Here is a 25398-nt window from a genome sequence, read left to right on the forward strand (position 1 = left end):
GCGGTGGAATGCGATGAAAAGCGCGATGAAGGGCGCGAGCGCGGATTGCGCGACGAGCGCAACGATAGCACTTTCGTGCGGCGTTACCGGGATGGTCTCCTGGGGACGGATCGGGGCTTCAGCGCGCTCGAAGCAAAAACGCCAGCCCGAAGGCTGGCGTCATCTGCGCATACGAGGCGCGCTCGCGTAACGTCAGGTGCCCGGCGGCTGCAGCACGGCTTCGCGCTGTCCTGCCATCGGGTCGCGCCGCACGAGCAGCATGTGGACCTGGCGCGCGTCGGCGCGCAGCACCTCGAAGATCAGATCGTCGATGCGTACTTTCTCCCCGCGATGCGGCACGTGCCCGAAGTGGTTCGTCACGAACCCGCCGATCGTATCGACTTCCTCGTCCGGATAATGGGTGCCGAACGACTCATTGAACTGCTCGATTTCGGTGAGCGCCCGCACGCGGAAGCGCCCGTCGGGCGAGGCGATGATGTTGCCGCTTTCCTCGTCGAAGTCGTACTCGTCCTCGATGTCGCCGACGATCTGCTCCAGTACGTCCTCGATCGTGATGAGACCGGCCACGCCGCCGTATTCGTCCACGACGATGGCGATGTGGTTGCGGTTCTGGCGAAAGTCGTGCAGCAGCACGTTCAGGCGCTTGGACTCGGGGATGAACACGGCCGGGCGCAGCATGCCGCGCACGTCGAATTCCTCTTCGGCGTAGTAGCGAAGCAGATCCTTCGCGAGCAACACGCCGATCACGTTGTCGCGGTTACCGTCGTACACGGGGTAGCGCGAGTGTTCTTTCTCCAGCACGAACGGAATGAATTCGTCAGGACTTTCGGCGATGTTGATCGCGTCCATCTGGGCGCGCGGGATCATGATGTCGCGCGCGCAAAGCTCGGACACCTGGAACACGCCTTCGATCATCGAAAGCGAATCGGCGTCGATCAAGTTGCGCGCGTGCGCGTCCTGGAGGATTTCGAGAAGCTCGCTGCGCGAATCGGGCTCGGGCGAGATGAAGTCGGTCAGCCGCTCGAGTAGAGAGCGCTTTTCCTGCGGTTTGTCGGTCTGGCGTCGACTGGGATAGGAGTCGTTCATGGTGGTGCGCCCGTTGCCGCTTGGGGGCAGGGCGCGCTGTTGCGGAGGGTTAAGGATACAACATGCCTGTGGCGCGACCGTGTAATGGCATACACACGGCACACGTACGGTAAGCACCGGCAGATCAATCCTAACGCAGATGCGGCGTGGCCGCCCGGTGGACGAAAATGGCCTGCGCCGTTACACGGAGCTTACGCGCAGCGCACGAGCAACCGCTCCAGCGCACGGTCGCGCATGCCGCTCTCGCGCAGCGCGTCCACGGTGCGGCGCACGTAGTCGAGCGTCGTGCCGTAGCGGCCCGACGCGCAGCCGAACACGGTGCGCACCGTCGCTTCGGAAAGCTTGCCGGTGTACGACGGCACATCGCGCCGCATGACGAAGGCGAGCGCGTCGATGTGGCGGCCGTCGGCGAGCACGCACGGCAGCCAGGCGGGGCGGTAGGAGCCCATCGGCATCTCGCGGCGCCAGAGCGCTTCGAGGTGCGGCATCACGCCTTCAGCCGCAAGACGGAACGCGACGCCCGCGCACGAGCCGCCGCGGTCGAGCGCGAGTACGAGGCCCGGTTGCTCGGGCGTGCCGCGGTTCACGCGCGACCACAGGTAAAGCCCGCGATGGTAGCCGTGCACGCGCGAACGCACGTTCTCGACGGTGGGCAGGCCTGGGTTCCAGATCAGCGAGCCATAGCCGAAGAGCCAGATGTCGCTTGCGCCGTCCCAGCCTTTCACTTTGAGCGTGCAGTCGAGTGAGGCGCGCAGCTCGTCTTCGCTCAGGAGCCGCGACTCGCCGAGCGCCGGCGGATAGCCGGGGCAGGGCACGCTCGCATCGCCCGCCTCGGGCAGTGCTGAGGGTTCGGCGAAGTCGGGCGTGCGTTTGTCGTTCATGGCGGGGGCTTACTTGTACGGATCAGGAAAGCCTAGTGAGTTGAGCACCTCGGTCTCGATGCCTTCCATCTCTTCGGCTTCGGCCTCGACCTCGTGATCGTAACCCTGCGCATGCAGCGCGCCGTGGACGAGCAGGTGCGCGTAGTGCGCGGCGAGCGGCTTGCCCTGCTCGGCGGCTTCCTTCTCCACCACGGGGCAGCACAGGATCAGATCGCCCGTGACCGGATCGTCCTCGCTCTCCGCATAGGCGAAAGTGAGCACGTTGGTCGCGTAGTCCTTGCCGCGATAAGTGCGGTTGAGCGTGCGGCCTTCCTCGGCGTCGACGAAGCGCACGGCCAGTTCCGCGTCCGCGAAGAGCGCGGCCTTGAGCCACGCCGCCACGGTGGCGCGCGGCAGCGCGGCCTTGTGCTTGGGGAACGCCTTCGCGGCGGGGAACTGCACGGTCAGTTTGAGTTTCGGTGCGCGGGGCATGGGGCTAAAACAATGAAACGACGCAGGCGGCGGCGTTACCGCGCGTCGCCAACGCCTGCGTCCTTTTTCGAATGCGCGTCATAAGCCTCGACGATACGCGCGACGAGCGGATGGCGCACGACGTCCGCACTCGTGAAGTGCGTGACGGCGATGCCGCGCACGTCCTTCAGCACATGCTGCGCCTCGATCAGGCCGCTCTTGTGGCCGCGCGGCAAGTCGATCTGCGTGGTGTCGCCGGTCACGACCGCCTTCGAGCCGAAGCCGATACGCGTGAGGAACATCTTCATCTGCTCGGGCGTGGTGTTCTGCGCCTCGTCGAGAATGATGAATGCGTGATTGAGCGTGCGCCCGCGCATGTAGGCGAGCGGCGCGATTTCGATCATCTGGCGCTCGAACATCTTCGCGGTCTTGTCGAAGCCGAGCAGATCGTAAAGCGCGTCGTACAGCGGACGCAGATACGGATCGACCTTCTGCGAGAGATCGCCCGGCAGGAAGCCGAGACGCTCGCCCGCTTCCACGGCCGGACGCGTGAGCACGATGCGTTTCACCTGGTCGCGCTCGAGCGCGTCCACGGCGCAGGCCACGGCGAGATAGGTCTTGCCGGTGCCCGCGGGCCCGATGCCGAACGTCACGTCGTGCGAAATGATCTGCTTGAGGTACTCGCGCTGCGCGGGTGTACGCCCACGCAGGTCGGCGCGGCGCGTGTAGAGCTTCGGGCCCAGTTCTTCGACATCGACGCCTTCGCGCGCGGGTTCGTCGAACGGATGATCGGGGTCGCCGCGGAATCTGACATCTCGCGGGTCGATCTCGGAGGCGTCGTTGCTGCCGTTGCCACCGGCATTACCGCGCACGCCGCCGTTGCCACTGCCGCGCGGATCGTTTGCCGAGTTGCTCCCGAAGTTCGCCGGGTGTCGTGCTTCGACGAGCGCGAGTTGAATGTCGTCGACGGAAAGCGGATCGCGCGACCGGTTGTAGAAGTTCTCGAGCGCCGCGAGCGCCAGCTTGGCGCCGCGCCCGCGAATGGCGATGCGATGGCCGCGCCGCGCGAGCGTCACGTCGAGCGCTTGCTCGATCTGCCGCAGGTTTTCGTCGAGCGGGCCGCAGAGGTTGGCGAGCCGCGCGTTGTCGTCGCGCGGCGCGGTGAATTCCAGATGCTGCTGATTAGGCTTCAAGGTGTCTCTGAACTCCTGAATTCCTGGCCGGGTGCGCCGAGCCGATTAATGCGCGAGCGACGAGGCGTCCTCGTGCGTGAGCACGAGTTCGCCGCGCAGCGAGTGCGGGTACGCGTGGTTGATCTTCACGTCGATCATCTGGCCGATCAGGCGCGCGTGCGAAGCGAGCGGGGCCGGGAAGTTCACGACACGGTTGTTCTGTGTGCGGCCCGACAGTTCGCTCGGGTCCTTGCGCGAAGGGCCTTCCACGAGAATGCGCTCGACCTTGCCGACCATCGACTGGCTGATGCGCGCCACATTCTCTTCGATCGTGGCCTGCAGGTGCTGCAGGCGCTTGAGCTTCACTTCGCGCGGCGTGTCGTCTTCGAGATTCGCGGCGGGTGTGCCCGGGCGCGGGCTGTAGATGAACGAGAAGCTCGTGTCGTAGCTCATCTCTTCGACGAGCGCCATCATCTTTCCGAAGTCCTCTTCGGTCTCGCCGGGGAAGCCGACGATGAAGTCCGTGGAGAGCGACAGGTCGGGGCGGATCGCGCGCAGCTTGCGGATGATCGACTTGTATTCGAGCACGGTGTAGCCACGCTTCATCGCCATGAGCACGCGGTCCGAACCGTGCTGCACCGGCAGATGCAGGTGGCTCACGAGCTTGGGCACCTTCGCGTAGGTGTCGATCAGGCGTTGCGTGAATTCCTTCGGGTGCGAAGTCGTGTAGCGGATGCGCTCGATGCCGGGGATTTCCGCGACATATTCGATGAGCGTGGCGAAGTCGGCGACGTCGTGTGCGCCGCTGGTCAGCGCGCCAAGATAAGCGTTCACGTTCTGGCCGAGCAGCGTGACTTCACGCACGCCCTGGTCCGCGAGGCCGGCGATTTCGGTGAGCACGTCGTCGAGCGGACGCGAGACTTCTTCGCCGCGCGTGTAGGGCACGACGCAGTAGCTGCAGTATTTCGAGCAGCCTTCCATGATCGAGACGAACGCGCTCGGACCTTCCACGCGCGCGGGCGGCAGATGGTCGAACTTCTCGATTTCGGGGAAGCTGATGTCCACCTGCGCGCGGCCCGAGGCGCGGCGCGCGTCGATCATCTGCGGCAGGCGGTGCAGCGTTTGCGGACCGAACACGAGGTCCACATACGGCGCGCGCGCGACGATCGCCGCGCCTTCCTGGCTCGCCACGCAGCCGCCCACGCCGATGAGCAGGTTCGGGTTCGCTTCCTTCAACTCGCGCACGCGGCCGAGGTCGGAGAAGACCTTCTCCTGCGCCTTTTCGCGCACCGAGCAGGTGTTGAAGAGAATGACGTCCGCGTCTTCGGGGGTGTCGGTCTTCACGAGACCTTCGGCGGCGCCGAGTACGTCGACCATCTTGTCGGAGTCGTACTCGTTCATCTGGCAGCCAAAGGTCTTTACATAAACTTTCTTGGTCATCGGGGTTCGCCGTTCGCAGTGGTTGACCTGGGGGCGTCGTCCGCTTGATGCACGCGCGTGATGCACGGTCTGCACGTCAGGACTACGGTGTTTTATGGGGCTGAATCGGGAGGCGGGAGACCGGCTATGAGACCGGCGTCGGCATCCTGTTTCTGGTAATGCGCGGTTGGCGACTTTTTGCCAACTTGAGACGTTCCGCTTTGCTTTCCGCTTCATTTGCCGACGCGCATTTACCCATGCTGATGCGGCTGCGGATCGCCTTCTGCGCAGTCGGACATTATATCCGTTTGCGCCTTCGGCTTTGCGTCTCAACGGCGGGATCCGTGCAGGGCGCGAGCGCCTCCAGTTCGCCCGAAGTCTGCGCGAAACGCTCGGTGAGGAAATCGAGCAACGCGCGCACACGCGGCGCGAGAAAGCGGTTGCGGTGATAGAGCGCGTGCAGCGGCGCGTCGGGGTAGCGCCACTCGGGCATCACCGTCTTTAGCCGCCCGGCGCGCAGATCGTCGGCGACATCCCAGATCGACTTCACCGCAAGTCCGTAGCCGCACAGCGCCCACTGGCGCACCACTTCGCCATCCGTGGATTCGAGCGCGCCGTCGAGCGGCACCGTGTAGGTCTGCGTTTCGTCGCCGCGCGTGAAGCGCCATTCGTTCACCGGCCCCGCCGCAGAACCGATCACGATGCAGTCGAAACGGGCCAGATCGTTCGGCTCACGCGGTTCGCCGCGGCGCGCGAGGTATTCGGGCGAGGCGCACAGCACGCGGCGGTTCGGTGCGAGCCAGCGCGCCACGAGCGAGCTGTCCTGCGGCGTGCCGAAGCGGATCGCGAGATCGATGTCTTCGAGCACGAGGTTCGAGAGCGAGTCGGTCAGCATCAGCGCGAAACGCACGTCGGGGTAGAGGGCGCGGAATTCGTCGAGCCAGGTCATCAGCAGGTTGCGGCCGAAATCCGAGGTCGCCGAAATGCGCACCTTGCCGCGCACCGCGTTCTGGCCCTCCTGCAACGCCGCCTTGGCGTCGTCGAGTGAGCGCAGCGCGTGCTCGCTGCAGGTGAGGTAGAGGCGCCCTTCGTCGGTCAGGCGCAACTGGCGGGTGGTGCGATCGAAAAGACGCGCATGAAGCTCCGCTTCGAGCCGCGCAAGCCGGGCGCTGGCCGCCGCGGGCGTGAGGCCGAGTTTGCGGCCCGCCGCGGAAAGGCTGCCGAGGCGGGTCGCTTCCACGAAAAGGCGCACGTCACCGAGGTTGTCCATCGCGTGATTATTAGAAATTGATTGAAAATGATTCAAATGCTACGCCAATTATCAAATTTGAGCGTAGCCGCGACAATGCGCGTGTTCTCAGGACAATCGCCTCGGCCCGCACGCCATGCAACTCGATCACGTCACCCTCGTCACGCCCGACCTCGAAGGCACATGCCGCTTCTTTTGCGACATCGTCGGTCTTGCCGACGGCCCGCGTCCGCCGTTTCGTGTGGACGGTCACTGGCTCTACGCAAACGGTCGCCCGGTTATCCATCTGGTCGATGCGACCGTGCCCGCGCAGTTGCCAAATGCGTCGTCCGCGCTCGTTGCGCCGCGCATCGATCACGTGGCGTTTCGCGTGGCGCCCGGCGAAGCGTGGCGCGCGCTCGTCGAGCGGCTTGCCGCGCACCGCGTGCCGTACCAACTGGCCGAGGTGCCCGCGAGCGCGCAAGTGCAGCTTTTCGTCGCTCTCGCGCCGGGCGTAGTCGTCGAGTTCGTGACGTCGATGCCCGCTGGCGCTGCGGCCTGATTGCCATAGAAGCCAACTTGAATCCAGGCTGATTTTCGGAGATTTCGATGCCTATCCCCTTGCTCGCGCTGGCCATCAGCGCCTTTGCCATCGGCACCACCGAGTTCCTCATCATGGGCCTGTTGCCCGACGTCGCGCGCGATCTGAACGTGACGATTCCCGCCGCGGGCCTGCTCGTGACCGGCTATGCGCTCGGCGTGGCGGCCGGCGCGCCGCTGCTCGCCGCGCTCACGAGCCGCATGCCTCGCAAGCTCGCGCTGCAACTGCTGATGGGCGTGTTTATCGTCGGCAACGTGATGTGCGCCGTCGCGTCGAACTATTCGCTGCTGATGGTCGCGCGCGTCGTCGCTTCGTTCGCGCACGGTTCGTTCTTCGGCATCGGCGCCGTGGTGGCGGCCTCGCTCGTGCCGCAGGAAAAGCGGGCGAGCGCCATCGCGCTGATGTTCACCGGGCTCACGCTTGCCACCGTGCTGGGCGTGCCGTTCGGCACGGCCATTGGCCAGCAGTTCGGCTGGCGCGTGGCGTTCTGGATCGTGAGCGGCTTTGGCGTGATTTCGCTGATCGGCGTGACCGCACTGGTTCCCAACCATCACGACAGCGGCCCCGCAGGCCTCGGCCACGAAGTGCGCGTGCTGCGCGACCCGCAGGTGTGGCTCGCGCTCGGCATGACGGTGCTGGGCTTTGGCGGCGTGTTCGTCGTGTTCACCTACATCGCGCCGATTCTCGAACAGGTGGGCGGCTTCTCTCCGCGCGGCGTGACGCTGATGCTCGTGCTGTTCGGCGTTGGCCTCACACTCGGGAACACGCTCGGCGGCAAGCTCGCGGACCGCGCGCTGATGCCTTCGCTCATGGGCATTCTCGTGATGCTCGCCGTGGTCATGGCCATCTTCACGAAGACGAGCCATGCCATGTGGCCAGCCGCGATCACCGTGTTCGTGTGGGGCATCGCCGCGTTCGCGACCGTGCCGCCCTTGCAGATGCGCGTGGTCGCGAAGGCTGCGGCGGCGCCGAATCTCGCTTCGACGCTGAACATCGGCGCGTTCAACGTGGGTAATGCGATGGGCGCATGGATGGGGGGGCTCGCCATTGCGCACGACGTGCCGCTCGATTCGCTGCCGTGGGTGGCCGCGGCTGTTTCGGTGGCGGCGCTCGCGCTCACCTGGGCGGCGGCGCGGCTCGACACACGCAACGCACCGGTGCGCCATGCGAGCGTGGCGGCGCGGCAGAATACGTGAGGGCCTTATGAAGGCAATGCGCCTTATGCGCCGCGCGCGAAAGCAATCCCGGATTCGCGCTCTGCAATGCTGATAACAGTGTGAAGATAACTTCGTTGGGCGCGGCAAATCGCGATGCTAGTCTTGCCTCCATTCATGCTCTTGCGCCGCAATGACGCGGCGCGCCTGGAGGCAGCCATGCATTCACCCCTCGCGCTCGTGCGCGACGCACAGCCCAATATTGCGCACATCGAAGGATCTTACGAGGCGCTCGAACATCTCGTAGGCGTGAACCTCGCCCGCCTGCGCGCCGAACGCCAGCTTTCGCTCGATGCGCTCGCTCGCGCCTCGGGTGTCTCGCGCGCGATGCTCGCTCAGGTCGAGTCGGCGCGCAGCGTGCCGTCGATCAAGGTGCTGTGCAAAGTGGCGGCGGCGCTCAAGGTTTCGGTCTCGGCGTTCCTGCGGCGGCATGCGGTGAACGGCTTCGAGCATTTGCCAGCCGAACGTGCGTCACGCCTCGTTTCCGCCGACGGCCGTTATTCGGCACGCGCGCTCTATCCGGAAGGGGAGCCTGCTGCAGTTGAGTTTCACGAGTTGCGCATTGCGCCGCTGCACACCGAGCCCGGTGTGCGCCGCCCGCCCGGCACGACGGTGAACCTCGTGGTGAGCGAGGGCACGCTCGAAGTGAGCGTGCACGATCGGCGCCAACTGCTTGCCACCGGCGACGCGATTCTTTTCGATGCCGATCAGCCACATAGCCTGCGCAACCCGGGCGACACCGAGGCGCGCGTGTTTCGCGTGACGCTCAACGCCGAGACGCCGCCGCGCTGGGACGTGCCCGCCGCGTCGGCTGGCGGCGAGGCGGCATCGGCAGTCGAAGCGGTCGCCGCAGTGGCGGCGCAGCCGGCATGAGCCGCGTCGCATCTCGCATGGCGGCACGCGTGCCGATGCGGCATCGCACAAAACCCGTTTCGAGAAAATTGTCTAGTCGTACTTTTTCGCGCTGCACGGTTTTGCGACCTGTTGTATTCTTTGCCCGCCGGATGATCCGGTAATCAGTGCGTCTTCAGGGCGGGGTGCAATTCCCCACCGGCGGTATGCCGGCCGCGCCGAAAGGCAACGCCGACGAGCCCGCGAGCGCCTGCGCGAGCCTCATGATGTGATGCGCAGGGTCAGCAGATCTGGTGCGAAGCCAGAGCCGACGGTCATAGTCCGGATGAAAGAAGATGTGCAGATGGTCATGTTTGCCCATCCGCCGCGGCGTTTCGGTCAATGCGTGTGCGTCCCCATTTTTTTGGACGTACCGCATGTTTGCCGAATGACGCGTGCCGGGGATTCCTGTCTGTTTGCAATGCCCTGAAACGTTTTTCGCCTAACTCTCGCGAGGAGCGTTTCACATGTCCCTTACTGCCAGTACCACTCTCGCCTCATCCCAAGGCGCGCCGCTCGACGCCGCCGTCGATCTCCCGTTCATCGATTCCGAGCCGGTGCCGCCGCGCATTGCCGCCGCGTTGCAAGCCATGCGCGAAGGCCGCCCGGTCGTGCTGCAGGACGACCACGACCGCGAGGACGAAGCCGACCTGATCGTCGCCGCCGAACGCCTCACGCCCGAAACGATGGCGCTTTTCATCCGCGAATGCAGTGGCATCGTGTGCCTGTGCCTCTCCGACGAGAAAGTGCGCGCGCTCGAACTGCCGCCGATGGTGGCCCACAACGAAAGCCGCAACCGCACCGCGTTCACGGTCTCGATCGAAGCGCGCGAGGGCGTCAGCACGGGCGTTTCGGCCGCCGACCGCGTGACGACGATCCGCGCTGCGATCGCTCCGAACGCGAAGCCTGCCGATATCGTGCGTCCCGGCCACGTGTTCCCGCTGCGCGCGCAGTTGGGCGGCGTGCTGGCGCGCCGCGGCCATACCGAAGGCACCGTCGATCTGGCGGTGCTCGCGGGCCTCGCGCCTGCCGGCGTGCTGTGTGAGCTGATGAATCCCGATGGCACGATGGCGCGCGGCAAGCAGGTCGACGACTTCGCGAAGCTGCACAACCTGCCGATGCTCACGATTGCCGAGCTGGTCGCGTTTCGCGAGTCGCTCGCCACGGCGCGCGAGCGCTGCGCCGAGCCGGCCTGAGGTGCGTTGAAGTAGCGGGGTGAGAGACGGGGCGCCGCCAGGCGCCGCGTCTCGTTTTCATTGCGGCTCGTGCGGTCTGCGCGCCTGCCGCACGCGCAGCCTTACGACTGCACGTCGCCGAATTCGCCGCGCACGCCGGCCTCGACGAGCGCCGGCAGTTCTTCCATGTGCGCCATGATGCGCGTGATGCCCATCTCGCGCAGCACGTCGGCGTAGCCCAACGGAATGTGGCTCGCGCCCACGAACGCGATCGTCTTCATGCCTGCCGCGCGCGCGGCGTTCAAACCCGAAATGCTGTCCTCGACGACGATGCAACGCGCCGGCTCCACGCCGAGTTGCTTCGCCGCGTGCAGATAGACGTCCGGATAAGGCTTGGGCCGCGCGACCTGCTCGGCGCTGAAGATACGCTCGCCGAAGATCGTGTCGAGCCCGGCGCGCCGCACCGAAGCGTGCACGCGCGTGAGCCGGCTGTTCGAAACGACGGCGGCGGGAAGCGTCACCTGCCGCAAGGCGTCGCGCACGCCGTTGATCGGGCTTACCGACTCGGCGATGGCCGCTTCGCAATGATGTTCGATAGTCTCGAGAAAGTCCTCGGGCATCGTGAGGTTGAAGCGCGCGGCAACGTCAGCGAGAAAGCGCGAGGTCTGCTGGCCAAACGCTGCGTTCACGGCGGCGTGAAAATCGATGCCGGGAAAGGTGCTGCTGAGCATTTCGAAGAGAACGCGGTCGGCGATGACTTCGCTGTCGACGAGCACGCCGTCACAGTCGCAGATGAGATGGTCGATCATGCGTGAAACGAGAGGTCGGGCAGCGCGCGGCCGGGGCCGGCGCGCGCGCCTGAGCCAGGCAGGCGGGAAGGTGGAAACCCCCAATCATACGTGCTTTTGCTTTTTGTACGCAGCGCACGCGCGGTCCACGACGCTCAGCCGTCGTCCGCTGCGTTTGCCTCGCCGGCGTTGGCCCACGCTTGCGCTGCGCCTATCGCGCGCTGCCAGCCGGCCAGACACCTCGCGGCATCGTCGCGCGCCAACGAAGGTGTGAAGCGGCGCTGGAGGCTCCAATGCTGCTGGAGTTCGTCGATATCACGCCAGAACCCCACCGCTAGCCCGGCCAGATATCCCGCGCCCAGTGCGGTGCTCTCGCTCGAGCGCGGCCGCAACACATTCACACCCAGCAGATCGGCCTGGAACTGCATGAGCAGATCGTTCGCGCTGGCGCCGCCGTCCACGCGCAGTTCGTTCACCTGCATACCCGAATCGGCTTCCATGGCGGCAAGCACGTCGAACGATTGATACGCGATGGCGTCGAGCGCTGCGCGTGCGATATGCGCCGCGGTGGTGCCGCGCGTGAGCCCGAACAACGTGCCGCGTGCGTGCGCGTTCCAGTGCGGCGCGCCGAGTCCTGCGAACGCAGGTACGAGGTACACGCCGTCGCTGTGCGCCACGCTGGCAGCAAGCGGTTCGATTTCCGCGGCGGTGCGGATGATGCCAAGCCCGTCGCGCAGCCATTGCACCACGGCGCCCGCGATAAAGATGCTGCCCTCCAGCGCATATTGCGTTTGCCCCAGCGCTTGCCACGCGATCGTGGTGACGAGGTTGTGGCTCGACTCGATAGGCTGCGCGCCGGTGTTCATCACGAGAAAGCAGCCAGTGCCATACGTGTTCTTCACCATGCCGGGCTGCAAGCACATCTGCCCGAAGAGCGCCGCATGCTGGTCACCGGCCACGCCGGCAAGCGGGATTTCAGCTGCGAAGAGCGACGCCGCCGTGCGCGCGTAGACCTCAGACGACGAGCGCACCTCCGGCAGCATGCTGCGCGGAATCTCGAAGAGCTCGAGCAGGTCGTCGTCCCAGCGCAGCGTGTGGATGTCGAAGAGCATCGTGCGCGCGGCGTTGGTGACGTCGGTGGCATGCAGCGCGCCACGTGTGAAGTGCCACAGCAGCCAGCTGTCCACCGTGCCGAACGCAAGCTGCCCGGCACACGCTTTTTCGCGCGCCCCTTCGACATGTTCGAGAATCCAGCGGATTTTCGTGGCCGAAAAGTATGCGTCGATCGGCAGGCCGGTTTTCGCGCGCACTGTCGGTTCGAGGCCGCGCGCTTTCAATTCGTCGCAATAGCCGGCCGTGCGGCGGTCCTGCCAGACGATGGCGTTGTACACGGGCTGACCCGTTGCACGTTCCCACACGATGGTCGTTTCGCGCTGGTTCGTGATGCCGATGCCCGCAATCGCGGCGGCCCCGACGCCCGCGCGCGTGAGCGCCTCCGCCGCGACGCCTGCCTGGCTTGACCAGATGTCGCGCGGGTCATGCTCGACCCAGCCGGGCCGCGGGTAAAGCTGCGCGAACTCCTTCTGCGCGAGCGCGACGATCGCGCCGCTACGGTCGAGCAGCAGGGCGCGTGAGCTCGTCGTGCCCTGGTCCAGCGCGAGGATGTACGACTCAGCGTGCGACTGGGACATCGCGCAGTCTCCTTGGGTGGCGCGCGGCGGTACGCATTGCGGCGACCGGCCAACGGCAGGATCGCGCCGAGGGGCGTGGCATCGAACCCAGCATAGCCCGAAAGCGATGTGCGCTCGACTCGGCCGAACGGCCAGGGTGTCGCTGGCGCGGCGCGGTGCGACAATAACCGAGTCGGGATGCAGTCGTTCCAACGAGTCGAAAACGATAACGAGGCAATCATGCGTGGAATTGCAATGTTCGGTGCGGCCGTGCTGCTTGCGGGGTGCGTGGGCGCGCCACCGGGCCCGGAAGGCGGGGGGCGCGCACCGTCGCTCGCCGCTTTGCAGCAGATGTGCGGCGGCCAGGCGGTCGATTTCGGTGCGTATGCGCCGGGCGTCTACGCGGCCATGTTCGACGCCTGGGTCGCCAATCGGCGCGGCAGGCTGCCCCAGGACCAGTTTTGCGGCTTCCAGGCGCAACTCGCGCAGCAATACACCAAGCTCGGCAAGAGCGGTAACGGGGAGGCGCGGGGCGAGTGGGTGAACTTCCTCAATACCCAGCGCGCGCAGGCGCTGAGCTGGCGCGCGGCTGCCGACCCCACGCTGCGAGCGGGGTAGGCGGGACGAGGCGTGGCAGGACGTATGCGTCCGCGCGTGCGTTGAGACACGCGTGGTGCGAGCCAACGTGCGCCGCGCGGGAGGGAATGCGAAGGCGCAAAAAAATGGTCACGCGGGCATGAAGCGCGCGGGTCCGCGTGACCATGCACTGCAGGCGCGTACGTCTACTGCCGTGCGCCTGCATCGGGGACGTGCCCGACTAGCCGGGCTGGCGGACGATCCATACGTCCGCGCAAATCGATAGAGGGCAATGGAGCCTGTGGCTGGGCGGGCACTTGGCCCGCGGGATCAGGCTACGAACACCGTTTGATGGCGCGCAACGCAGAGTCGCCGATTTCGGTTAGTCGCCATTGCTGAAGGCCGGATGCAAGGCGCTCCAGTTGGACGAGCTGTCGTTCGAGCAAGGCGTCCAGTTCTTCTCGCTCCATGTCGAGCTGGTTGGGGGCGTCCTGTACTAGCAGCAGGGTGGCGAATTCATGCGGACTCAGCATCGTTCTCTCCGTGTTGCCGCATCAGAGGTCGCTGGTTGCGGCCCGCAGGGCGGCGCAGCGACAAGAATGCGGTGGTATGAGCGAAAGCCTGCGACCGTGGCAGATCGACTGGCCGGCGGGACCGACCGCCTGGACCGCCTGTGCGTGGCCAAAACGGCATCCAGCCCGGGATCTACCTCGGGGAACTGGAGTGTAGTCAACGCCGCTGCGTTGTACAAACCACGCCCCCAAAATATTCCCTTTGACATTCGATCACGCTTGAAGCGGTGGTGCGAGCCGTCCTGATTCACGAAATCACTTGAAGTTCTTACCGCACCGCGGCACGCAGCGAGCGAATCCACGTCGATCTGCTATGCATCACGCGCTCGCTATCTCCCGCAGGTATTCCGTTTGCGCCGCGGCCCGTGAGCGTCACATGACGTAATGCGGGGAAGTCGTCTATTCCCGGAACTGTGGGGCCCGGGCCCGGTCTGTGCTTTGTGACTGCAGCTACGCGAAACTACGGCTAAGATTCAAATAGGGATGGCTGGTAATGCTCGCCACGCGTGACTGGCGCAGTTCGCCGGGCCTCTGGGCTTCCGGCCATGCGCCGCGCGTCGTAAGCGAAGATACCGCTTCGGGAGTCGGACACAATGCGTAACGAAAACGAGCCTCGCCATGTGATGCCATGGCGCATCGAAGACATCGATCTCACACGTATCGACCGTCAACGTGCCGCCGCCAACGAAGATCTGATGCTGCTGCTGAGCGCCTCGTCGTTCATCGAAAGCGGTTCCGATCTTTACACCAGCAACCTGAACGTGTTCTTCAACGGCGACCCCGAGGTCTCCGAGTGGCTCAACCGCGAATGGGAGCCCGAGGAGCTTCAGCATGGGCGCGCGCTGAAGACGTACATCCAGTACGTGTGGCCCGAGTTCGACTGGGACGCGGCCTTTCAGAACTTCATCGAAGAGTATTCAAAGACCTGTTCGTTCGAGGAGTTCGAGAAAACGCGCGCGCTCGAAATGGTCGCGCGCTGCGTGGTCGAAACCGGCACCGCCACGCTTTACCGCGCGATCGGCGAATACTCGGATGAGCCCGTGCTCAAGGAAATCACCGACAACATTCGCAGCGACGAAGTGCGCCACTACAAGCACTTTTTCCGCTATTTCAAGAAATACAACCAGATTGAAGGGCACGGGCGTCTCGCCGTGCTCGGCGCGCTCATGCGCCGCGTGATGGAAATCAAGAACGAGGATTCCGAGATCGCGCTGCGTCATGTGTACGCGTGCCGCTACCCCGACCGTGTGCGCGACGAGGCCTACAGCCGCGAACTCACCGCGCGCGTGAACAATCTGGTGCGCCACAATCTTTCCGCCGACATGTGCGTGAAGATGCTGCTCAAGCCGCTCAACCTGCCCGCGAAGATTCGGCCGGGCGTGCACTATCCGCTCGCGAAGATCACGCAGCACGTTTTCTTCCGCTAAGCGTCGGCGCGCGCGAAAACAAAAAGCCCGCTGCTAGAGCGGGCTTTTTCGTTTCTGGACGCGAAGATCAGCGATCGCGCTGGCCGTTGCCGTCGCGGCGCGAATTGCCGCCTGGGCGGCCACCGAGCAGCGCGCCCGGGTTGCCTTGTGGCTTGCGTTGTTGCGGGCGGCCCAGTGCGCTTTCGTGCGTAATGCCGCGCTGGCTTTCGCGACGCGTATGCTCGCCGCGCGCGCCTTGTGCGCCGTGATTCGCGCCTTGCTGTTTCACGGGCTTGGCGGTGCGCACACCGCCATTCGAGGCCGGCTTGGCCGGGCGCTGGCCGCTGTTGCCGCCGCCATTGGCTGCTTGCGCGCGGTTGTTTTCACGGCCGCCTTCGCGGCTGCCTTCGCGATTACCGTCGCGATTACCGTCGCGGCCACCTTCACGATTCCCGCCGCGCGGCTCACGCGATTCACGTGCCTGCGCGGGCCGACCGCCGTTCGTGGCATTCGCGCCATTCGACGCACCGCGGCCGGGGCCTTGCCCCTGGCGCGGCGAGCGGCCTTGCGGCTGGCTGCGACGCTGGATCGGCTCAGGCTTCGCGTTCGGGTCCGGCTCGAAGCCCGGAATGACCTCTTGCGGCACCGCACGCTTGATAAGCTTTTCGATGTCCTTGAGCAGTTGATGCTCGTCCACGCACACGAGCGACACGGCTTCGCCCGTCGCGCCCGCGCGGCCGGTGCGGCCGATGCGGTGCACGTAGTCCTCGGGCACGTTCGGCAGATCGTAGTTGACGACGTGCGGAAGCTGGTCGATATCGATCCCGCGCGCGGCGATGTCCGTGGCGACGAGCACCTGGAGCGTGCCGTCCTTGAACTCGCTCAAAGCGCGCGTGCGTGCCGACTGGCTCTTGTTGCCGTGAATCGCGAGCGCACTGATGCCGTCCTTCGCGAGCTGCTCGGCGAGGCGGTTCGCGCCGTGCTTGGTGCGCGTGAACACGAGCACCTGAAACCAGTTGTGCTGGCGGATCAGGTGCGTGAGCAGGTCGCGCTTGCGGTCGCGGTCGACGGGATAGATCTTCTGCGCGATGGTTTCGGCCGTCGTGTTACGGCGCGCGACTTCGATGAGCGCGGGCGAGTCGAGCAGGTTGTCGGCGAGCGCCTTGATCTCGTCGGCGAAGGTGGCCGAGAAGAGCAGGTTCTGGCGCTTGGGCGGCAGCTTTGCGAGCACGCGCTTGATGTCGTGGATGAAGCCCATGTCGAGCATGCGGTCGGCTTCGTCGAGCACGAGAATCTCGAGTTGCGAAAGGTCGATCGTCTTTTGCTGCATGTGGTCGAGCAGGCGCCCCGGCGTCGCGACCACGATATCCACACCGCGCCTCAGGGCGTCGATTTGCGGATTGATGCCCACACCGCCGAACATCACCGTGGACTTGAGCTTCAGATACTTGCCGTAGGCACGCACGCTTTCTTCGACTTGCGCCGCGAGCTCACGCGTGGGCGTGAGGATCAGCGCGCGTACCACGCGCTTGCCCGTAGCGGCCGGCGGCATGTCCGTGAGGCGTTGCAGGATTGGCAGCGTGAAGCCGGCGGTCTTGCCGGTGCCGGTTTGCGCGCCGGCGAGCAGGTCGCCGCCGCCGAGCACGGCGGGAATCGCTTGCGCCTGGATAGGCGTAGGCGTGGTGTACCCGAGTTCGTTGACTGCGCGGACCAGCGGTTCGGACAAGCCGAGAGAATCGAAAGACATAAACACCTGTTGTGTTGCAGTAGCGCGGGCGTCGCTTCGCGGCCCGAGGGCGCGCTGCGCAGCCAAAGCGGTGTTGCCGGGTTCAAATGCGCCAGGCGTTGCCGCTTCTTCGCGTTGTTCGGACGGCGCGCCAGTGCGCGCGCCGCGTTTTTTTCTTCATGGAACGGACGGGTCTAACAAGACACGTCGTCTGGCGTTAAGTTGCATCGTGCGGCCGCGGACACTGCGGCGGCCGTGCGATGCCTTCACATTGACGCGTCACGCGACATAGCGCGCGACGCTCACGAATTGACAGACGCTTCCGACGAGCACGAACAGATGCCAGATTCCATGTCCGTGCCGGATGCGCTCGTCATTGACGAAAAAATAAATGCCGACGCTGTAAATGACGCCGCCGGCCAGTAACCACGCCGTGCCGGCGGCCGGCAAGGCCTCGACGAGCGGGCGGACCGCCACCACCGCGAGCCAGCCCATCACCACGTAGAGCACCATCGAAAGCACTCTCGTGCGGCGCCCGAGCGTGAGTTCCTGCACGATGCCAAGGGCTGCGAGCCCCCAGCTCACGCCGAAGAGCGACCAGCCCCAAGGCCCGCGCAGCGTCACAAGCGTGAACGGAGTATAGCTTCCCGCGATGAGCAGATAGATCGCCGCGTGGTCGCACTTTTGCAGCACCGCCTTCAGACGCATGCCGCGCACGCCGTGATACAGCGTCGAGATCGTGTACAGCGCGCACAACATCGCCCCGTATACCGCAAAGCTCACGACCTTATAGGCGTCGTGATCCAGCGCCGCGAGCGTCACGAGCGAGACGAGACCCGCTACCGACAACATCGCGCCCACGAGGTGAGTAATGCTGTTCAGACGCTCACCGGCGTGCATGACGACCACTCCTTGTTCTTCTTGAGCGCGACGCGTGCCGGTGGAACGTTGTTCCACCCCGTACCGCGCCGTGCTCGACCGCAGCGTTCAAAACCAGGCCTGACGGGCCACGGAACCGTTTTCACCGCACGGCCCGGCGCCAAATAGCGAAGGGCGCAGCCCGCGCTCCGCGGACTGCGCCCTTATCAGGCAACCAACACTATAACAAACGAGCGTTAGTCGAGCGGAGACGACCGCAGGTCGGCAACCTGCTGCGGGGACACCGGCGTGCCCTTGTTGCCCCAGGACATGCGGATGAACGTCACCACCGCCGCAACCTCCTGGTTCGAGAGCGCCTGCGCGAACGGCGGCATGCCGTACGGGCGCGGGTTGCCTCCCGTGCTCGGCGGATAGCCGCCGTTGAGCACCATGCGGATCGGGTTCACGGCCGAATGCATCTGGATCGACTGATTGTTCGCAAGCGGCGGGAAGTTCGGCGGCATGCCGAGACCGTTCTCCGCGTGGCACTTTGCACACTGGTCATGGTAGATCTTCTGACCTTGCTGCAAGAGTTCGCCACCGAACGCTTCCGAAGTCTCCATCTGCATCGTTTCGGGCGCTTCCTTCTTCTGCGGGATGGTCTTCAGATACGAGGCCATCGCATGGATATCGTCGTCCGAGAGGTATTGCAGGCTGTTGTGGATCACGTCCGCCATCGGGCCGAACACCGCGCCGCGCTCGGAAACGCCGGTCTTCAGGAGGCTCGCGATGTCCTTGATGTCCCAGTCGCCGAGGCCGCCTTCGCTGCCCGTGAGCGACGGCGCGTACCAGTTCTGCAGCGGGATCAGGCCGCCCGCGAAAGCCGCCGAGTTGACCGGGCCGCCCACCGCGTTGATGGACGTGTGGCACATGCCGCAGTGGCCGAGGCCTTCCACGAGATACGCGCCCCGGTTCCATTCGACCGACTTGGTCGGATCGGGCTTGTATTCGCCTTCGCGGAAGAACAGCGTGCGCCAGCCGATCAGCAGGTTGCGGTTGTTGAACGGGAACTTGAGCTCGTGCGGACGGCTAGGCACGTTGACCGGCGGGACCGAGCGCAGATAGGCGAAGATCGCGTCGGCGTCGGCGCGCGTGACCTTGGTGTAGCTCGCGAACGGGAACGCCGGGTAGAGCAGGCTGCCGTCCTTCGATCGGCCCGTGTGCATGGCGCGATAGAAGTCGTCCGCGCTCCACTTGCCGATGCCGTACTGGTCGTCGGGCGTGATGTTGGGCGTGTAGAGCGTGCCGAACGGCGTGGCCATCGGCAGGCCGCCCGCGAACATCTGGCCGCCGCGCACGGTGTGGCAGGCGATACAGTCGCCGGCGCGCGCGAGGTACTCGCCTTTCTTGATGAGATCGGCCTGGTCGACGGGCGTCGCGGCAAGCGCTGCGCCATTTTGCAGATAGTGGGTGCCCGACCAGAGCACCGGTACGAGGGCCGCGGCGGCGGTCACGACGACGGCGGAAAGTGCGAACAGGGACTTGCGGTTCATATTGGCTGTCTCCCCGGCGCCTTATTGCGGTTCGCTGCCGCAGGCAAGCGGCGTCTTGAGTGAGCCAGCCGGCGCCGGCACGGGGTTCTGCGGGGCGCTCTGCGTCGAGAGCCAGGCCGCGACCGCGTTCACGTCTTCGTCGGTGAGGCGCGTGGCGATCTCATGCATGCAGTCGGGCGCCTTCGCATGCCGCGAGCCCGAGCGCCAGGCGCCGATCTGCGCGCTGATGTAGTCCATGTGCAGACCGACCAGACCCGGAATGGCCGGTTCCATGCCGGTGAGCTTCGCGCCGTGGCAGGCCGCGCAGGCGGGCACCTGCTTGGCCGGGTCGCCGTGCAGCACGATCTGCTGCCCGCGCGCGAGCGTGTCGCTGCCGACCGAAGGCTTCGCGGGCGGCGGGTAGGGCGGCCGCTGCTGCGAGAAGTACGTCGCGATCTCGTGCAGGTAGTCGTCGGAGAGATAGGTGACCAGATAATTCATCGGAGGGTACTTGCGGCGACCCTCGCGGAAGTTCATTAGCTGGTTGAACAGGTACTCGGCCGGTTTGCCGGCGAGACGCGGGAAGTAGTCGTTGTCGGTGCCCTCGCCGTGCGCACCGTGGCACGCGATACAGCCCTGCACGCGTGAGGCGATCGTGTCGGGGGCTTTGGGCTGCGGCGCCGAGGCCGCCGTCTGGGCATATGCAGCGCTGAGAACGCCGGTCGACCCGAGCAAAAGTGCTGCTGCCAGAGGCGCGACGAGCGGAATGAGCGGCCGGAAGATACGTCTTGGGGACACGCGTAACTCCATCTTTATCGTGGACCTGACCAGGCTTCGAACGGCCCGGCTTCAAGGCTGCGCGCGATGAAAACAGAAGACCGTGCGCGCTGCGGCGACGCAGCAGATTCTAGCATCGGGAACTCATAGTGACCATTTGCCACATGCGCCACAAGAGCCCTCCGACGCGTACGAGGCGACATCGCGACGTGCTTGCGGCCGATAGTCGCGGCGGTGCCGGTTATGATTCTGCACCTGTTCGCCGATCGGTGACACGGGGTTGTCCCGCACCCGCGCCACACCCGGCGAGCCGCTCGTTGCTGAGTTCATGCATGACCTCATGCCAGGCGCATGCCGCAGCCTCGTTCAGTTTCGTGCCCCGGCTCGATGCTCGCGCATGGAATCCGCGTTGAACCCGCTTCGAATCCGCATGAAAGCCGCTTCAAAGCCGCATTGAACCGAATGGTGCGCCGGCTATCGAAGCAGGCACGCTTGCGGACGTGCGAAGCGATGCGATGTGATGCGTCTGTGTCCGGCCGTTGCTGTTTTCATGTTGTTTCCTTGCCACTTGTCTCGATGACTCCAATTGCACTTTCCCTATCGTTGCATCCAGCCGACCGTTCCACTTCGCGCGAGGTCCGCGCGACCCGCAACACGCGGGAGGGCGAGGTCCGATGAAAGCTGACTGGCTCTGGATCGGGCAGGTCGCCATGGCGGCCATTGTCAACGTTGCCTACGCCTTCGCGCTCGGCTCGGCGTTCTATGCCGCGTGGCTCGATAAGGACGGCCGCACGGCCGTCGCGCCCGCGCGCCTCGCGTGGCTGCGCGCGCAACGCTCGCTGCGCGCCTCGGCACTCGTGCTCGTCGCGGCGCTCATCATGTGGATGCTGTACGAAAGCGCGTCGGTCAGCGGCGAGTCGTTGCCCGGCGCGTTCGGCGTGGTCGGCACGGTGCTCTCGCAAACGCATGTTGGCCACGCGTGGTCCGTTGCTTTCGCGGGCGCGCTCGTGCTGCTCGGCTGCGCGTTCGCGGCCTCGAGCGTGGCGCGTGACGGCGTGCTGTGGCTCGCGCTCGTCGCCATCGCCGCGGGGCGCGCGGGGCTCGGGCATGCCGCCGATGCGGGCTTCGCCTCGGCGGCGCTCGGCCTTCATACGCTGCATGTGCTGAGCGCCAGCGCATGGAGCGGCATCGTCATGGCGGGCGGCCTGGCTGTCCTGCCGGCACTCGGCGCATCGACGGCGCGCGGCGTGTTGATCCGCACAGCGGGCCAGGTCTCGAACGTAGCGTTCTTCGCAGTGGGCTTCGTGATCGCGACGGGCGTGTTCAACGCACTGCGCGGCAGCGGCGGTTCGCTCGACGCCATCATGCACAGCACGTGGGGCCGAGTGCTGCTGCTCAAGACCGCCCTCGTCGTGCTCGCGCTCGTGATGGGCGGATTCAACCGGCTCGTGGCGATGCCGGAGTTGCGGCGCGCGGCGTCGACAGCGGCGGCGCGCCGCTTCGTCAACGTGATCCATCTCGAAGCGATCGTGATGATCGGCGTGCTAGTGACGGCCGCTGCGCTCGCGCACAGCGTGCCGGGCTACGTGTTGCAGGGCTGAAACGTCGCCGGTGCAGCTTCGCTGGAACTTACTCGTAGCCGAGCCGGTGACTCAGGATGGGTGCGCAGAAGAGGGCGATGGCGCAGCCCGCGGCGTTGCCTTCGAGTTCCGCGAGCGCGGTCACGGACGAAGGATTCGCGATCAGCGCGAGCAGTTGCGGCGCGCACCATAAGGCCGCGGCGCCGATCGCGGCGTATTCCACCCAGCCGATGCGCCAGCCGCGCGTGAAGGCAACGGCGCCAGCGAGCACGCGCATGAAGCCGAAGGCGACGAGCGCGCCTACGGCGGCTTGTTCGCGGATGAGATAGTCGGGAAGCGACGCGTCCATGGAAACCTTTGCAATACCGAAGTTGGGTTGCAAAGGAATCAGCAAGGAGCAGGCCAGCGAGTGGCGTTCGCTGGCTCAGATTACGCTCGATGATGGCCGCGCCTTGAGCCGCGCGGCTTTCCACGAACTGGCTGTGTGCGCAAACGACGTAAGCCGATCGCGCGATTCGCTGGCGCGCGCCGGAGCGCGCAAAGGCGCGCGAAATGTTACGTCGCCGAAACGCGCGGCGTTGAGCGTGTCACGTTACGTGGCGTGCCGCGCGTTTGACGTTCACCCGCGCATCACCATTCGGCGACGCTGCCATCCTCGTGACGCCACACCGGATTGCGCCAGCGGTGACCGGTCTTCGCCATCTCGCGCACCTTCTCCTCGTTCACGTCGATGCCAAGACCCGGGCCCTGCGGAATCGAGACGAAGCCATCTTCGTACTTGAAGACCTCGGGATTCCTGATGTAGTCGAGCAGGTCATTGCCCTTGTTGTAGTGGATGCCGAGGCTCTGCTCCTGGATGAACGCGTTGTAGCTCACCGCGTCGATCTGCAGGCACGTGGCGAGCGCGATCGGCCCGAGCGGGCAGTGCAGCGCGAGCGCGACGTCATAGGCTTCGGCCATTGCGGCGATCTTGCGGCACTCGGTGATGCCGCCCGCGTGCGAGGCGTCGGGCTGGATGATGTCGACGTAACCGCCCGCGAGAATGTGCTTGAAATCCCAGCGCGAATAAAGACGCTCGCCCAGCGCGATCGGCGTGCTCGTCTGGTTGACGATGTCGCGCAGCGCCTCGACGTTCTCGGAAAGCACCGGCTCCTCGATGAACATGAGCTTGAACGGATCGAGCTCTTTCGCGAGTACCTTCGCCATGGGCTTGTGCACGCGGCCATGGAAGTCCACGCCAATGCCGACGTTCGGGCCCACGGCCTCGCGCACGGCCGCGACGTTGTTGATGACGCCTTGCACCTTGTCGAACGTGTCGATGATCTGCAACTCTTCCGAGCCGTTCATCTTCACAGCCTTGAAGCCACGCTCGACCACGGCGCGCGCGTTGTTGGCCACGTCGCTCGGGCGGTCGCCGCCAATCCACGAATACACCTTGATCTTGTCACGCACCTGGCCGCCGAGCAGCGCGTGCACAGGCACGCCATGATGCTTGCCCTTGATGTCCCACAGGGCCTGATCGACGCCGGCAATGGCGCTCATCGAGATCGGGCCGCCGCGGTAGAAGCCCGCGCGGTACATCACCTGCCAGTGGTCCTCGATCAGCAATGGGTCCTTGCCAATCAGGTAGTCGGCGAGTTCATCGACGGCGGCGGCCACCGTATGCGCGCGGCCTTCGACGACCGGCTCGCCCCAGCCGACGATCCCCTCGTCGGTTTCGATCTTCAGAAAGAGCCAGCGCGGCGGGACGACGAAGGTTTCGAGCTTGGTGATTTTCATGCGGTGTCTCCATGACCTGAGCGGTAGGGCGGCGCTCGCACCCCACGCGAGCAGCCACGTCTTCAGCCGCACATGCTACTGCAAAATTCGCCTTTAAGTGCTATTAATAGTATTATTTCGCAGCGCTTCCCAATATCCAGGAGAACAGCGATTCAACGCGATCTGCATGGCACGGTGGCCTACGAACTCGGCAGCGCGATCCTGCGTGGCGACTATCCGCCCGCGACGGTGCTGCCGCGCGAGGCCGAACTCATGGCGATCTTCGACGTAAGCCGCACGGTGTTACGCGAGGCGCTGCGCACGCTCACCTCGAAAGGGCTCGTGGAGTCGCGCCCGCGCGTGGGCACGCGGGTGCGTGCGCGCGAAGCGTGGAACCTGCTCGATGCCGACGTGCTCGACTGGTACGCGCGCGTGGCGCCCCCGCTCGCTTTCGCGCTCAAGCTCCAGGAAATGCGCGAAATGATCGAGCCTTTCGCAGCAGGACTGGCCGCAAGCGCGCACGATGCCGACGCGCTTGCCTCGATCGCCGCCGCGCACGAGGCCATGGCGGGGGCGCGCAATGTGGACGAATGGGTGCGTGCGGATCTGCGCTTTCATCTCGCGGTGTTGGGCGCTTGCCGCAACGAATTGCTGGTGCCGCTAGGCACGCTGATCGAGCGCACGCTCGAAGGCCAGTTGCGCGTGAACGCGAAGCGCGCCGACGTGTTCAACGCGGCGCTGCCCGACCACACCCTCGTGTACAAGGCGATTGCGCACCGTGACGCCCTTGCGGCGAGCCGCGCGATGGCGGCGTTGTTGCGTGTGACGCGCGAGCGTATCGAGTGCTGAGTTGGATGCGCCCGCAACGAATCGCAAAAAAGCGAAGCGAATTGAAAATGCGAAACGTTTGCGCTGGCGCAATCAACAACGTTTGCTATGCTTTAGACCGATCCGACGGCGCTTCGGCTTTCAGTGCCGTCAGTCAGTCAAAGGCAACGCTAACGGTTGAGCGATGAAGAAAAACGAAGCGAAAGAGACGCCACTGGACAACGCAACCCTGCTGGAAATCATCAAGGCGCAGTCGGACATCGCGAAGCTCGGGCTCGATCTCGGCGGCGTGATGGCCTACGTCGCCGAGCGCACCGAGCAGCTCACACGCGCACAAGGTGCAGTTGTCGAACTCGCCGAAGGCGAGGACATGGTGTATCGCGCGGCTTCGGGCAGCGTCGCGGACTTGCTCGGGTTGCGTCTTGCACGCGAGACGAGCCTTTCGGGCATGTGCGTGCGCGAGGGCGAGATTCTGCGTTGCGACGACTCCGAAACCGACCCGCGCGTGGACCGCGAAGCCTGCCGCCGCGCCGGCCTGCGCTCGATGATCGTCACACCGCTCAAGCACCTCGAGACAACCGTCGGCGTTCTGAAAGTCACGAACTCGGAAGTCGATGCTTTCAACGACGAGGACATCCGCACGCTCGCGCTGATGTCCGAGCTCATCGCCGCGGCCATGTTCCATGCCGCGCGGCACGAGACGAGCGAGCTCTATCTGCGCGCGACGCACGACGCGCTCACGGGCCTGCCCAATCGCGCGCTCTTTTACGATCGCTTGCGCCAGTCGGTGGATCTCGCCGTGCGCTCGTCGGGCGGACTCGGCGTGCTCAATCTCGACATGGATGGCCTCAAGCCCATCAACGACCGCTACGGCCATCGCGCCGGCGACGCGGCGATCCGGGAGACCGCCACGCGCATCGCTCGCCGCAGCCGCCGCGTGGACACGGCCGCGCGCGTGGGCGGCGACGAGTTCGCTGTGATCTTGCCCGGCATCGCGGGGCGCGGGGACGCCGAGGCATACAGCCGCCGGCTCGTGGAGACGGTGGGCGAGCCGTACGAGTTCGAAGGACACCGCATCGATCTCGGCGTGAGCGTGGGCGTTGCCGTCCTGCCCGAAGACGGCACCGAGATGACGGCGCTGATCGAATCCGCAGATCGTTCGATGTACGAAACGAAGCGGGAGCGCAAGCGCATGCGATGAGCGCCGCAG

24 protein-coding genes and 1 riboswitch are annotated in these 25398 nt (G+C 65.5%); of the genes, 9 read left to right on the forward strand and 15 right to left on the reverse strand.

Annotation, left to right across the window (positions count from 1 at the left end):
- Positions 1 to 192: 192 nt before the first annotated feature.
- The 6 genes from JMY28_RS07375 to JMY28_RS07400 all read right to left on the reverse strand — a co-directional run bounded on the left by JMY28_RS07375 (position 193) and on the right by JMY28_RS07400 (position 6278).
- Complete coding sequence (locus tag JMY28_RS07375) at positions 193 to 1086, reverse strand: HlyC/CorC family transporter (RefSeq protein WP_201695268.1); 894 nt, start codon at positions 1084 to 1086, stop codon at positions 193 to 195.
- Positions 1087 to 1277: 191 nt separating this feature from the next.
- A complete protein-coding gene (locus tag JMY28_RS07380; RefSeq protein WP_201695269.1) occupies positions 1278 to 1967 on the reverse strand; it encodes a gamma-glutamylcyclotransferase in 690 nt (229 codons plus the stop codon).
- 9 nt (positions 1968 to 1976) lie between these two features.
- The gene (gene ybeY / locus JMY28_RS07385; protein ID WP_201695270.1) at positions 1977 to 2438 is read right to left on the reverse strand and encodes an rRNA maturation RNase YbeY; all 462 of its coding nucleotides are present in this window, start codon (positions 2436 to 2438) and stop codon (positions 1977 to 1979) included.
- 35 nt (positions 2439 to 2473) lie between these two features.
- Positions 2474 to 3610, reverse strand: coding sequence for a PhoH family protein (locus JMY28_RS07390; RefSeq protein ID WP_201695271.1), 1137 nt, complete (start codon positions 3608 to 3610; stop codon positions 2474 to 2476).
- Between the two features lie 45 nt (positions 3611 to 3655).
- Entirely contained in the window at positions 3656 to 5029 is a 1374-nt protein-coding gene (miaB, locus tag JMY28_RS07395; RefSeq protein ID WP_201695272.1) for a tRNA (N6-isopentenyl adenosine(37)-C2)-methylthiotransferase MiaB, read from the reverse strand.
- A 277-nt stretch (positions 5030 to 5306) separates the two neighbouring features.
- Positions 5307 to 6278 carry a LysR family transcriptional regulator gene (locus JMY28_RS07400; protein WP_201695273.1) on the reverse strand — a complete coding sequence of 324 codons (972 nt, stop codon included), beginning with the start codon at positions 6276 to 6278 and terminating at the stop codon, positions 5307 to 5309.
- Between the two features lie 115 nt (positions 6279 to 6393).
- On the opposite strand from JMY28_RS07400, the gene JMY28_RS07405 reads away from it, so the two are divergent.
- From JMY28_RS07405 to ribB, 4 genes are all read left to right on the forward strand, one after another.
- Positions 6394 to 6798, forward strand: a complete 405-nt coding sequence (locus tag JMY28_RS07405; RefSeq protein ID WP_201695274.1) for a VOC family protein — start codon at positions 6394 to 6396, stop codon at positions 6796 to 6798.
- A 47-nt stretch (positions 6799 to 6845) separates the two neighbouring features.
- Positions 6846 to 8033: an MFS transporter gene (locus tag JMY28_RS07410; RefSeq protein ID WP_201695275.1), complete on the forward strand. Its 1188-nt coding sequence runs from the start codon at positions 6846 to 6848 to the stop codon at positions 8031 to 8033.
- 177 nt (positions 8034 to 8210) lie between these two features.
- Entirely contained in the window at positions 8211 to 8924 is a 714-nt protein-coding gene (locus JMY28_RS07415; protein WP_201695276.1) for a helix-turn-helix domain-containing protein, read from the forward strand.
- Between the two features lie 146 nt (positions 8925 to 9070).
- Positions 9071 to 9244: riboswitch (FMN riboswitch) on the forward strand.
- A gap of 165 nt (positions 9245 to 9409) precedes the next feature.
- The gene (ribB, locus tag JMY28_RS07420) at positions 9410 to 10138 is read left to right on the forward strand and encodes a 3,4-dihydroxy-2-butanone-4-phosphate synthase (RefSeq protein ID WP_201695277.1); all 729 of its coding nucleotides are present in this window, start codon (positions 9410 to 9412) and stop codon (positions 10136 to 10138) included.
- Positions 10139 to 10239: 101 nt separating this feature from the next.
- Here the strand turns inward: ribB and JMY28_RS07425 are convergent, their stop codons facing one another.
- Together JMY28_RS07425 and glpK are read right to left on the reverse strand one after the other, a co-directional pair.
- Positions 10240 to 10926, reverse strand: a complete 687-nt coding sequence (locus JMY28_RS07425; RefSeq protein ID WP_201695278.1) for an HAD family hydrolase — start codon at positions 10924 to 10926, stop codon at positions 10240 to 10242.
- A gap of 134 nt (positions 10927 to 11060) precedes the next feature.
- Entirely contained in the window at positions 11061 to 12596 is a 1536-nt protein-coding gene (gene glpK / locus JMY28_RS07430) for a glycerol kinase GlpK (RefSeq protein WP_201695279.1), read from the reverse strand.
- A 219-nt stretch (positions 12597 to 12815) separates the two neighbouring features.
- Between glpK and JMY28_RS07435 the strand changes: the two genes are divergently transcribed.
- Positions 12816 to 13193 carry a hypothetical protein gene (locus tag JMY28_RS07435; RefSeq protein ID WP_201695280.1) on the forward strand — a complete coding sequence of 126 codons (378 nt, stop codon included), beginning with the start codon at positions 12816 to 12818 and terminating at the stop codon, positions 13191 to 13193.
- A 293-nt stretch (positions 13194 to 13486) separates the two neighbouring features.
- On the opposite strand, the gene JMY28_RS07440 is transcribed toward JMY28_RS07435, so the two are convergent.
- Entirely contained in the window at positions 13487 to 13684 is a 198-nt protein-coding gene (locus JMY28_RS07440) for a hypothetical protein (protein ID WP_028205977.1), read from the reverse strand.
- A 632-nt stretch (positions 13685 to 14316) separates the two neighbouring features.
- Here JMY28_RS07440 and JMY28_RS07445 point away from each other — a divergent pair.
- Complete coding sequence (locus tag JMY28_RS07445) at positions 14317 to 15150, forward strand: ferritin-like domain-containing protein (RefSeq protein ID WP_328809379.1); 834 nt, start codon at positions 14317 to 14319, stop codon at positions 15148 to 15150.
- Between the two features lie 67 nt (positions 15151 to 15217).
- Here the strand turns inward: JMY28_RS07445 and JMY28_RS07450 are convergent, their stop codons facing one another.
- The 4 genes from JMY28_RS07450 to JMY28_RS07465 all read right to left on the reverse strand — a co-directional run bounded on the left by JMY28_RS07450 (position 15218) and on the right by JMY28_RS07465 (position 20055).
- Positions 15218 to 16876: a DEAD/DEAH box helicase gene (locus tag JMY28_RS07450; RefSeq protein ID WP_201695281.1), complete on the reverse strand. Its 1659-nt coding sequence runs from the start codon at positions 16874 to 16876 to the stop codon at positions 15218 to 15220.
- Between the two features lie 258 nt (positions 16877 to 17134).
- On the reverse strand, positions 17135 to 17755 hold the full coding sequence (gene trhA / locus JMY28_RS07455) for a PAQR family membrane homeostasis protein TrhA (protein WP_201695282.1): 621 nt from the start codon (positions 17753 to 17755) through the stop codon (positions 17135 to 17137).
- Between the two features lie 215 nt (positions 17756 to 17970).
- The gene (locus JMY28_RS07460; RefSeq protein WP_201695283.1) at positions 17971 to 19266 is read right to left on the reverse strand and encodes a c-type cytochrome; all 1296 of its coding nucleotides are present in this window, start codon (positions 19264 to 19266) and stop codon (positions 17971 to 17973) included.
- Between the two features lie 21 nt (positions 19267 to 19287).
- The gene (locus JMY28_RS07465) at positions 19288 to 20055 is read right to left on the reverse strand and encodes a c-type cytochrome (RefSeq protein ID WP_201695284.1); all 768 of its coding nucleotides are present in this window, start codon (positions 20053 to 20055) and stop codon (positions 19288 to 19290) included.
- Between the two features lie 641 nt (positions 20056 to 20696).
- Here JMY28_RS07465 and JMY28_RS07470 point away from each other — a divergent pair.
- On the forward strand, positions 20697 to 21623 hold the full coding sequence (locus tag JMY28_RS07470) for a copper resistance D family protein (protein WP_201695285.1): 927 nt from the start codon (positions 20697 to 20699) through the stop codon (positions 21621 to 21623).
- A gap of 28 nt (positions 21624 to 21651) precedes the next feature.
- On the opposite strand, the gene JMY28_RS07475 is transcribed toward JMY28_RS07470, so the two are convergent.
- Positions 21652 to 21951 (reverse strand): hypothetical protein, encoded by a 300-nt coding sequence (locus JMY28_RS07475; RefSeq protein WP_201695286.1) that lies wholly within the window; start codon positions 21949 to 21951, stop codon positions 21652 to 21654.
- Between the two features lie 281 nt (positions 21952 to 22232).
- The gene (dgoD, locus tag JMY28_RS07480; RefSeq protein WP_201695287.1) at positions 22233 to 23381 is read right to left on the reverse strand and encodes a galactonate dehydratase; all 1149 of its coding nucleotides are present in this window, start codon (positions 23379 to 23381) and stop codon (positions 22233 to 22235) included.
- A gap of 72 nt (positions 23382 to 23453) precedes the next feature.
- On the opposite strand from dgoD, the gene JMY28_RS07485 reads away from it, so the two are divergent.
- A complete protein-coding gene (locus tag JMY28_RS07485) occupies positions 23454 to 24209 on the forward strand; it encodes a FadR/GntR family transcriptional regulator (RefSeq protein ID WP_201695288.1) in 756 nt (251 codons plus the stop codon).
- Positions 24210 to 24372: 163 nt separating this feature from the next.
- The gene (locus JMY28_RS07490) at positions 24373 to 25389 is read left to right on the forward strand and encodes a sensor domain-containing diguanylate cyclase (RefSeq protein WP_201695289.1); all 1017 of its coding nucleotides are present in this window, start codon (positions 24373 to 24375) and stop codon (positions 25387 to 25389) included.
- The last annotated feature ends 9 nt before the right edge of the window (positions 25390 to 25398 follow it).

Origin of the sequence: Paraburkholderia hiiakae (assembly GCF_904848665.1) — a bacterium.
Classification (GTDB): Bacteria; Pseudomonadota; Gammaproteobacteria; order Burkholderiales; family Burkholderiaceae; genus Paraburkholderia; species Paraburkholderia hiiakae.